Below are 9,714 nucleotides of genomic sequence, written 5' to 3' on the forward strand. Positions count from 1 at the left end.
GTGCTGGTGCTGAGCCAGGTCACGACCTGGATTTTCGCCCGTTCGCTGATGAATTCGGCCATTCTGGGCTATTTCTACGGAATTTGGGGCACGCTGGCCTATGCGGCCTATTACGGCTCTTTCCTGAGCGGCGGCTATATCGTAGGCCGGTTGCGCGCAGGTGGCGCGGGATCGGTGCAGGACTGGCTTGGCGCGCGCTTTGGGGCCACAGGCAAGGCCTGTTATAATCTGGTGATCGGCCTGCGGCTCTTGTCCGAGGTCTTTGCCAATCTGCTGGTGGTGGGGCTGATCTTTGCCGCAGCCCTGCCAGAGATGGGCGTAGCGCGCGAGGCCTCGATCCTGATCGTTGCGGTGCTGGGACTGGCCTATAGCGCCTGGGGCGGGCTGAGTGCCGCGCTACGCACCGATGTGTTGCAGATGGTGGTGTTTCTGGTGGTTTTCGCGGCGGCCTTTGTGGCGCTGGTTGTCAGCCCCGGCTTTCATCTTGGGGCCGTGTTGACCGCGCCGGGTACCTCCGGGGCATGGAATGGTCAGGTTCTTTTGGTGGTGGCCCTGCTGCAGGTCTTCTCCTACCCGGCGCATGACCCGGTGATGATGGATCGCGGCTTTATCGCCGATCCCGAAACCACGCGCCGCTCGTTCCTGCACGCCTTCTGGATTTCGACGCTCTGCATCATCGGCTTTGGCTTTTTCGGCATTCAGGCCGGGCTGGTCGGGGCGGAATACGAGGGCGAGTTGATCGGCACCTGGGCCGCAATGTTCCCGGCTTGGCTCTTTGTTGCCCTTCTCGTGTCGCTCCTGATCTCGGCGCTGAGCACGCTCGATTCCGCGCTGGCCAGTGCCGCGCGGCTGGTGGTGGACGAACTCAAGCTTGGGCAGCGGTCGCTTGCGGGCGGGCGCATGGTGATGATCGCCTTCATGGTGGGGGGCACGGGCCTCACGCTTTGGGGCAATCAGACGCTCTTTGACGCGGTGGCCATCAGCGGGACGGCCAGCATGTTCCTCACGCCCATTCTGATCGTGGGACTGGTGATGGGGCGGCAGATCGCGCTCTGGTCCTATCTTGCGGCCTTTGGGGCGGCCATGTTCGGCGCGGTGCTCTATTTCGCGCGTGAGGCGGATTGGGCCATGGCGATCCTGCCCGAGGCACATAAATACGAACAACTGCTGCTGATCTGTGTCGGCGTGTTGATCGCAGGCTTTGCCGCCGTTCTCGCGGGCGCGCGCCGCGCCTGAGTTGGCTCGTGCAAAGACATCGGGGGCAGGCCATCGCTGGTCTGCCCCCGTGTCATGTCCTATGGCCTTATCGGCTCAGGCGCGCTCGGAATATTCCATCGTCTCGGTGTTGACGACGATATCCTCATCGGGGCCGACAAAGGGCGGCACCATGACCTTGACCCCATTGTCGAGGATCGCGGGCTTGAAGCTGTTGGCCGCCGTCTGGCCCTTGACCACCGGCTCGGTCTCGACGATGCGGCAGATCACCTTTTGCGGCAGCGCGGCGTGCAGCGCCTCGCTGTTGTGGAATTCAACCGTGATGGTCATGCCATCCTGAAGGAACGGGCGGCGCTCGCCCAAGAGGTCCGCGGGCAGTTCTATCTGCTCATAGGTTTCGGTATCCATGAACACCAGCTTGCCATTCTCTTCATAGAGGAATTGCTGGTCCTTTTGCTCCAGCCGCACCCGCTCCACCTTGTCGGCGCTGCGGAAGCGTTCGTTGAGCTTGGTGCCGTTGCGGAGGTTCTTCATCTCGACCTGTGCAAAGGCGCCGCCCTTGCCGGGCTTGACGTGATCGACCTTCACCGCGGCCCAAAGGTGGCCATTATGCTCCAGCACGTTACCGGGGCGAATTTCGTTTCCATTGATCTTGGGCATTGCGTTCAAACCGTGACAAAAGGTTGATGTGAGATTGATGCTCCCTATATCTGGAGGGATGATGGGTGGCAAGACAACGAAATGTCGTGATGTGTCGGGTCGAGATATGCAAAATTCGCATAGAAGTTATGCAACTGCGCTCTATCCGAATCGCAAAAACTCCGCCATAAGGTCCGTCACGCCCAAAACGCAAGAGCAATAAGAACAAGGACGAATGATGAAGGATTTCGTTGACGGTACGGCTTTCAACGCCGAACAGGGCAACCGTGCTCGTAAACTCTTTGCGGCCGTCGTGCTGGCCGCTCTGGATGATGCCATTTCCGATGACAAGAAATATGGCAATGGCCCCGAGCAGATCGCCCGCTGGGCGCGGTCGCGTGATGGCCGCGAAGTATTGTCCTGCGCCGGGATCGACCCGAACGAGCGGGTTGTGGCCGGATTGATGGATTTCGTATCCAAAGGCGTGCGCACCTCTGTCGCGCTCTCGCGCGAAGAAAGCGAACGCCGCAACGCAGCAGCACAGGCCGAAGCCGCCTGAGCCTACCTGCCTGACCACGTCCCAAAGCCCTGCCCCTACGGCAGGGCTTTTGCATTGCGGTCGGGAAAACAGGCCTTTGTGACGGAAACCGGCCTTTCCCCCTGCCCCGGCAAACGGTATCAGCACGGGGTGGCAAAAGGGGCATCGCAATGACGCGCGCGATCATGATCCAAGGGGCGGGCTCGAACGTGGGCAAGTCCATGCTGGTGGCCGGGCTGGCGCGCGCCTACGCCCGGCGCGGCCTGTCGGTGGCCCCGTTCAAACCGCAGAATATGTCCAACAACGCCGCCGTGACGGTGGATGGCGGCGAAATCGGCCGCGCACAGGCGCTTCAGGCACTGGCCGCCTATCGCGCGCCGCATACCGACATGAACCCTGTCCTGCTCAAACCCGAGAGCGACATCGGCGCGCAGGTGATCGTGCAGGGCCGTCGCTTTGCTACGTTACGCGCACGCGACTACGCCCGTGCCAAACCGCAATTGCTGGCCCCCACGCTCGAGAGTTTTCACCGCCTCGCCACCACCGCCGATCTGGTGCTGATCGAAGGCGCAGGCAGCCCGGCAGAAATCAACCTGCGCGCAGGCGACATCGCCAACATGGGCTTTGCCGAGGCCGCAGGCGTTCCGGTGATTCTCGTGGGCGACATCGACCGGGGCGGGGTCATCGCGCAGGTTGTGGGCACCCAAGCGGTGCTGCCGCCCGAGGATGCCGCCCGGATCAAGGGCTTTGCCATCAACAAGTTTCGCGGCGATGTCAGCCTCTTTGACGAGGGATTGCACGAAATCGTGACGCGCACGGGCTGGCCGTCCTTGGGCGTGGTGCCATGGTTTTCAGACGCGTGGCGCCTTCCGGCAGAAGATGTGATGGACATCGCCTCGACCAAGGGGGGCGCGTTCAAGGTGGCTGTGCCGCGCCTGAGCCGCATCGCGAATTTCGATGATCTCGACCCGCTCAGCAGCGAACCGGGTGTGAGTGTCGAGATCATCCGCGCCGGCACCCCCCTGCCCGGCGATGCCGATCTGGTGCTCATCCCCGGCAGCAAATCTACCATCGCCGATCTGGCGCATTTCCGCGCTCAAGGCTGGGATATCGACCTTGCCGCCCATATCCGGCGCGGCGGGCATGTGCTGGGCATTTGCGGCGGATATCAAATGCTGGGCCAGCGGATCGACGACCCCGAGGGGATCGAAGGCCCACCCGCCTCGGTGCCCGGTCTGGGGCATCTCGATGTGGTCACGGTCATGAAGCCCGAAAAGCGGCTGGCCTTGACGCAGGCCATCTATCTCGCCAGTGGCGACGGGGTCGAGGGCTATGAAATCCATCTGGGGGAAACCACCGGTCCCGATTGTGCGCAGGCGTGGTTGCAGGTCGGGGATCGCCCCGAGGGTGCAGCCTCGGTCAATGGCCGGGTGCGCGGGGCCTATCTGCACGGACTTTTTGCCTCTGACCCGTTTCGCGCGGCGTTTCTGGCGGGACTGGGCGCGCAGTCAGACTTGCACTATGGGGCAGATGTCGAGGATACACTCGATGCCTTGGCCGCACATCTGGAGCGGCACTTGGATCTCGACTTGCTCTTGTCGCTCAGCGCAGAGGTGCAGGCTCAGTCAAAGTCCTGACTGGTCAGCGCACGGTGAATCTCGCGACGCACCAGCTTGCGCACATTGCGCGTGATCCGCTCGCCCAAGGCCCCCTGCAACTCCTGCCGGACAATCTCGGCGACAAGATCGCGCAGCGCCTCTTCATCGAGCACAGCGTCATCCATCAGCAGACCTTCGCCGCGGTCTGCATCGGCAGCAGGCGTCGGTCGTGCCGCCGCCTCATCCGCATCCTGCCAATCCTGCACATGGCGTTCCGACGCCTGATCGTCCGCCTCATCCCAATCGGGATCGGCAGACGGCGCGATTTCGGCCTCGTCCCCCTCGGCCTCTGACCCGTCATCTTCGGACCAGTTGAGCGCCGACGCCGTAGCGTCCCCGGCGTACGCGTCGTCAGAGGTGCCATCCGGCTCCCACTGATCGTCGCGCCCGGCCACCAATGCCTCAAATTCCGCCGCCTGCGCGCTCAACTCCGACGGTGCCTCAGGGGATGTATCGGCATCGGTCGAGTCTTGCTCAGCCTCGATGCCCTCGGGTGCGCTGTCATCTTGGGGAATGTCCGCAGAGTCCGGCTCTGGCGTATCAGCCCAAACGCGGTCCTCGCTCACCTCAGCCGCGCGGTCGTCCACGCGCAAGGCCGGCGTCAGTACCAGCCGCTCGGCACCCGGTGCGCCGCTCTCGCGAGGTGCGGCCTGCGCCGCACTCACACGTTCGGCCTGGCCATTCGAGACCAGCCGCCTGATCGACGACAGGACATCCTCGATTTCCACATTGGTCACGGGGTCGGACATGCTCTTGTACCATTCTTGCCTTTGCAGAGCTTACCGCCGCAGAGGCCGCCACACAACCGATTCAAAAACTTTTCAGTTCTTTCCCAACGCCCGCAGCACACGGTCGAGTTTCTGACCCTGCGGGCTGCTCGTGATCGGCGCGTCCTTGACCAACTCGTAATAGGCCGCCGGATCATAGGTCTGCACCCCAAGGTTCAGATCACGCGCCGTCAACTCGCCAATCGAGGCCAGCACGGAATAGGCGGCAATCACCACATCGGCATTGGCCGAAATCAGGTTGGCCTGCGCATCAAGCAGGTCCTGTTCGGCATCCAGCACGTCCAGCGTGGTGCGGGCCCCCAATGTGGCCTCTTCGCGCGTGCCATCAAAGGCCACTTGTGCGGCGCGCACGGCCTCTCGGCTTGCGGTGCGGCTGGCACGGGCGGCGCGCAGGTTGGCGTAGGAATCGCCCACATCCTGCTTGACCTGTAGCCCCGCCAGATGCAGTTGCGCCAGTTGCGCGTCGCGCTGCGCCATTGCCTGACGCTGCTGCGACGTCAGCCGTCCACCCCGATAGATCGGGCCGCGCAGTTCAACACCGAGACTGCCGTTGCGTGACATGTCAGAGCCGTCCAGATCCTCCGAGGCCCCGACCTGCGCGGTGAGGTTCAGCGTTGGCAAGAGCGCCGCCTCGGCCGCACGGATATTCAACTCCGCCGCAGCAACATTGTGCTGCGCCTGAAGCAGGTCCGGGTGACGCCGGAGCGCCGCCGCCTTGGCGGCATCGACATTCTCGCCCAGTTGCGGCAGGTCGCCCGGTGTCTGCAACACCCCCGGATCGCGCCCAATCGCCTCGCGGAATTCTTCGATCGCGCGGGTCAAATCGCCCTGCGCCGCCGCAAGACCACTCTGCGCGAGGGCCACCGCAGATTCCGCCTGCGCCACATCGGTGCGCGTTACCTCGCCCACTTCGAACCGGTCCTCAGCCGCACGCAATTCCTCGCGCAAGAGCCGCAGGTTGTTCTGGCGCAACGCCACGAATTCCTGATTACGGATCACGTTCATATAGGCCTGCACGCCAGTCAGCAGCACGAATTGCTCGACGCTGATGAGGGTTTGCCGCGTGGCCAGCACCGTTTCCTTGGCCGACTCGGTCAGGAAATCGCTGCGCCCAAAATCATAGAGCAGCAGACTGCCGGTGATCCCAAGGTTGAGCGAGGTCGAGGTATTGTTGCGATTGACCCCTTGGGCGCGCGTATCGGTGGAATCAAGGCTGATGCCGGTGGTCCAGTCGATGATCGGTCTGAGGCTGGCCACCGCCTGCGCCACATCCTCATCAGCCGAGCGCAGCAAGGCGCGGTTCTGCTCCAGAAGACCACTGTTGAGATAGGCACTCTTGAGCGCATCGGCGAGGGTTTCGGCCTTGGCGGGCATCGGGGCAAGGCCCAGAAACGCCATCCCCAGAATACCCCCGATCGCCCACAGCTTGTCCGTTCTCATGCGCCTGCCAGTCCTCTCTTGCCGCGCCATGCCCGTCACAGGGTAAAGGCCGCGTGTCGTTCAAACCCCGGCAGCACCGGCGCACCCGCGTTGAAAGCGTAGCGCCAATTGACCTGCCCATCAATCTTGTAGCCAATCCGCACCACCCCAAGCGCCCCCTCCATGAAGAGGCAGGCCATCCGCCCGCCTTCCTTGAGTTGCCCAATCAGCGCCTCGGGCAGATGCTCGACCGCACCTTGCACGGTTATCACGTCATAGGGCCCGTGTTCCGGCGCGCCTTCGGCCAGCGGACCCTCGTGCAGGACCACATTGTCGGCCCCCTGCTCGGAAAGTGTGCGCTGTGCCTCGGCGATCACCGCTTTCTTGTCCTCGACCCCCACGACCGCCTCGGCCATGCGGGCAATGACAGCGGCGGAATAGCCATATGCCGGGCCGATATCGAGCACCAGATCGTCATTCTCGATCTCGAGCGCATCCAGCATCTTGGCCAGCGTGCGCGGATCAAGCATCACCCGACCCCCGCCCAGATCAAGGTTTTCGCCCATATAGGCCGCCTCTCGCAGGGCGGTGGGCACGAATGCCTCGCGCGGAACCGACAACATGGCATCAATGATCGGGAATTTGGTCACATCCGATGGGCGCACTTGCGTGTCCACCATCATCGTGCGCCGTGCGGCATAGTCTGTCATGATCTAAACTCTTGCGTTCGGAATCTATCGCTTGTGGTTTTCGCACAGAACCCGTTCGGCGGCAACGGCTATAGGGCTCTGACGCGCCGGACAATTTGCCCGCGCAAAGCCCGCATTGCCCACTTGCACCACGCGTCCCGATCAGATAATCCATCCCAACCACTTGGAACGGCGAGTTGGCGGAGTGGTGACGCAGCGGATTGCAAATCCGTGAACAGGAGTTCGATTCTCCTACTCGCCTCCATTTAAAATCAATGACTTAGAAAATCTGCGGCCAACGTGCGTTTGCGCGTCTAAACATTTGTCTAAACATTCTGTTTTTGTTCTGTTCGCAAATGCGCAGTCACAAATCAGGTAAACGGCCATGTTGGAAGCTCCGAAATCAGCTAGTCTTGGGTAGTCAGCACGCCTCGGCGTTCGCTTGCGCGCGCTACCACTCTAAGCAATTTTAGGGCGGAAACTGGCACGACGGCGCAGGCCGCTGGCGGCTGCTCGACCTCTGACGGACAGAGCCGCGCCAGAGGCGCTTGACTGACGGGGGTCTCCGCGCTTGCGCGGGGGTGTCGGTCAAATCGCTTTCCCAGCGTCACACAAACTCTCATCAGGCACTCGCCCTGGGACACGCGCAGCTTGCGAGCATGTCCCAAGGCTATTGACGTGCCGCGCCCCATCATCCTTGTTGGGCGCGGCTGGATATACATTCTTGATCATATATCCTTTTAGTGACAGCGCCCCAAAAAGGGCGCTTGGCGTACGCTCGCAAGAGCCGATGAAATCAGCCATTTAGTCACTAAATATTTCAATTGTTACAATCGCGTATATGCGTTTAGTGACAGCGGTCGTGATCACCGATTTGCCGCCCCTGCCCTTTCCATCATAGCTTGAACCTCAGAACAGTTTGCATGGGTTTCCCCATTCGTCCGGAACCGGCGCGCGAACTGAACGTGAAGGGTAATGGCTATGGGCTTTGACTGGATTATCGACGTGTTCATGCGCACCGCGACTGCGATGCGCGGCTTAGAGGGGCTATGACCATGGCCCCTAACAAGCTTGAACAATCGGCTCTTAGCCTGCTCGCTGCCTTCGAGAATGCGGGCAAGTCCGTCAGCCGGGTCATCGTGGAAGGAAAAAAGATTGAGATTGTTCTTTCCACAGAGCATGATTCCGATGATTTCGACAGGATTGACATGCGCCATGGCAAAACGTGAGCTTCCAAAGCACGTCTACAGGCAAAGCAATGGAATTTACTTCCAGCGTCGCGGCTGGCCCTCGCGAAAGTTCCAGAACGACTTTGGAACGGCGGAGTTCTGGACCGAATACGCTGGCATCCTCTCTCAAGAGGACGCGCCCCGCAAAGTTGTCGCGCGCAATTTCGGCGCTTTAATCGACCACTATAGAAAATCGCCGCGATACAAGAACCTCAAGCCTCGCACCGGTCTGGACTACGACAAGTATCTCGATTTCTTCCGCGAGATCATGGGCGAGGCAAACCCCGCCAAGATGCAGCGCAAGGACGTGATCCGCCTCCGCGATTCAAACGCCGAAAAAGCCTACTTCGCCAACTATTCGCTCCGCGTGTTGCGTGTCCTCATGGAACACTGCGTTGACTTGGGCTGGCGGGAAACCAACCCGGCGCGGGGTGTGCCTGAAATCAAAACGGCCAAGACAGAGCGCGAGCCTTGGCCGCGCGAGCTTCTCGACGTCTACCGGGCGCACTGCGCCCTTGGCACGCGAGAACGCCTTGTCATGGAATTATGCGTTGGCACAGGCCAGAGGATCGGCGACGTTCTCACCATGCGCTGGTCGAACATCGAGAACGGCGCTGTCTGGGTCCGGCAAAGCAAAACCTCGAAAGAGCTTTGGGTGCCGATCCTGCCAGAGCTACAAGCCGCGCTCGACGTCGCCAGCCGCCACTCGGTGTATATCCTCACAAACGAGCAAGGCACCAACCGCTGGTCCTACAGAGGCGCGTCAGCCGCTGTCAGGAAGGTCAGAGAGCAAATCGGGGCCGTGGCCTACGATATTCACAGCTGGCGCTACAACGCCGCCTGTGAGCTGCTGGAAGCGGGCTGCGGTGACGACCTGATTGCGGCTGTGACCGGCCAAAGCCCCGCGATGGTCCAGCACTACACGAAAAAGGTGCGCCAGCGCATTCGAGCTGTGCAGGCTCAACAGATGCGGACAGAACTGGGGCGGCCTTGACCTAATGCAGATGGTATAGCGAAATTAGCATGAGCGCTTGCTCACTTAATTCTGTTAATGCGCGAACGCTGACAGTTTTCGCTTCAAACTAGATGACAAGTATATGTTCGACTTTGGATTCAACTAGTGAAGCAAAGTTTTGGTTTAGTTCCTCAGAAGCTTGTGCATCCGCTCTAAACTCCTCACGCATTAGCGCAATTTCTCGAGGCAATCGCATATTGCGTTTTTCAAGAACCTTTGACGCCTTATCGATACCTTCGGCAACCAAAGACTGCATACCATTGTCGATGCGGCAGATTTCGCGCCCCAGAAACGCATAGGCTCTTAAGTAAAGGTCTACCCGGCGCGCAGCAATGGCCAAGCCCATAGCTTTTTCATACTCGATACAGGCTTCATCTACACTCCCAGCTCGGAATAAAATCAACCCCTTCGTCGCGATATTCGCGATATCGTTCTTGTCTTCCGACGCGGAACGGGCCTTTGCAGCATAGTACTCGGCTTGTTCAATTTGACCTTGGTAGGCGTGTAAAACAGCAATGTTGTTC

At 60.8% G+C, this 9,714-nt stretch carries 10 protein-coding genes and 1 tRNA gene; 6 read left to right on the forward strand and 5 right to left on the reverse strand.

Going from position 1 to position 9,714, the window contains the following annotated elements; translation table 11 throughout:
- Window positions 1–1,236 (forward strand): sodium:proline symporter (locus KBT70_RS13400; protein ID WP_296634423.1); only part of this gene is annotated, 1,236 nt, incomplete at its 5' end.
- A 75-nt stretch (window positions 1,237–1,311) separates the two neighbouring features.
- Here the strand turns inward: KBT70_RS13400 and efp are convergent.
- Window positions 1,312–1,875 carry an elongation factor P gene (efp, locus tag KBT70_RS13405; protein ID WP_296634428.1) on the reverse strand — a complete coding sequence of 188 codons (564 nt, stop codon included), beginning with the start codon at window positions 1,873–1,875 and terminating at the stop codon, window positions 1,312–1,314.
- Between the two features lie 217 nt (window positions 1,876–2,092).
- Here efp and KBT70_RS13410 point away from each other — a divergent pair, with 217 nt between their 5' ends.
- Window positions 2,093–2,413: a DUF6280 family protein gene (locus tag KBT70_RS13410; RefSeq protein WP_037271076.1), complete on the forward strand. Its 321-nt coding sequence runs from the start codon at window positions 2,093–2,095 to the stop codon at window positions 2,411–2,413.
- A gap of 149 nt (window positions 2,414–2,562) precedes the next feature.
- Window positions 2,563–4,029 carry a cobyric acid synthase gene (locus tag KBT70_RS13415; protein WP_296634432.1) on the forward strand — a complete coding sequence of 489 codons (1,467 nt, stop codon included), beginning with the start codon at window positions 2,563–2,565 and terminating at the stop codon, window positions 4,027–4,029.
- On the opposite strand, the gene KBT70_RS13420 is transcribed toward KBT70_RS13415, so the two are convergent.
- The 3 genes from KBT70_RS13420 to KBT70_RS13430 form a co-directional block, all read right to left on the reverse strand.
- A complete protein-coding gene (locus KBT70_RS13420) occupies window positions 4,014–4,799 on the reverse strand; it encodes a hypothetical protein (protein WP_296634436.1) in 786 nt (261 codons plus the stop codon). The genes KBT70_RS13415 and KBT70_RS13420 overlap by 16 nt on opposite strands.
- Window positions 4,800–4,871: 72 nt before the next feature.
- Window positions 4,872–6,278 carry a TolC family outer membrane protein gene (locus KBT70_RS13425; protein WP_296634439.1) on the reverse strand — a complete coding sequence of 469 codons (1,407 nt, stop codon included), beginning with the start codon at window positions 6,276–6,278 and terminating at the stop codon, window positions 4,872–4,874.
- 35 nt (window positions 6,279–6,313) lie between these two features.
- Window positions 6,314–6,967 carry a protein-L-isoaspartate O-methyltransferase gene (locus KBT70_RS13430; protein ID WP_296634442.1) on the reverse strand — a complete coding sequence of 218 codons (654 nt, stop codon included), beginning with the start codon at window positions 6,965–6,967 and terminating at the stop codon, window positions 6,314–6,316.
- Window positions 6,968–7,137: 170 nt separating this feature from the next.
- Between KBT70_RS13430 and KBT70_RS13435 the strand changes: the two genes are divergently transcribed.
- The 3 genes from KBT70_RS13435 to KBT70_RS13445 all read left to right on the forward strand — a co-directional run bounded on the left by KBT70_RS13435 (window position 7,138) and on the right by KBT70_RS13445 (window position 9,169).
- Window positions 7,138–7,211, forward strand: a tRNA-Cys gene (locus KBT70_RS13435).
- Between the two features lie 790 nt (window positions 7,212–8,001).
- Window positions 8,002–8,175, forward strand: a complete 174-nt coding sequence (locus tag KBT70_RS13440) for a hypothetical protein (RefSeq protein WP_199861278.1) — start codon at window positions 8,002–8,004, stop codon at window positions 8,173–8,175.
- Window positions 8,162–9,169, forward strand: a complete 1,008-nt coding sequence (locus KBT70_RS13445; RefSeq protein WP_296634450.1) for a tyrosine-type recombinase/integrase — start codon at window positions 8,162–8,164, stop codon at window positions 9,167–9,169. Before KBT70_RS13440 ends, KBT70_RS13445 begins: the two co-directional genes overlap by 14 nt.
- Before the next feature lie 88 nt (window positions 9,170–9,257).
- Here the strand turns inward: KBT70_RS13445 and KBT70_RS13450 are convergent.
- Window positions 9,258–9,714: hypothetical protein (locus tag KBT70_RS13450; protein WP_296634453.1), on the reverse strand; the 457-nt coding region annotated here is incomplete at its 5' end.

This window comes from Roseovarius sp., assembly GCF_018066915.1.
Taxonomy (GTDB): Bacteria; Pseudomonadota; Alphaproteobacteria; order Rhodobacterales; family Rhodobacteraceae; genus Roseovarius.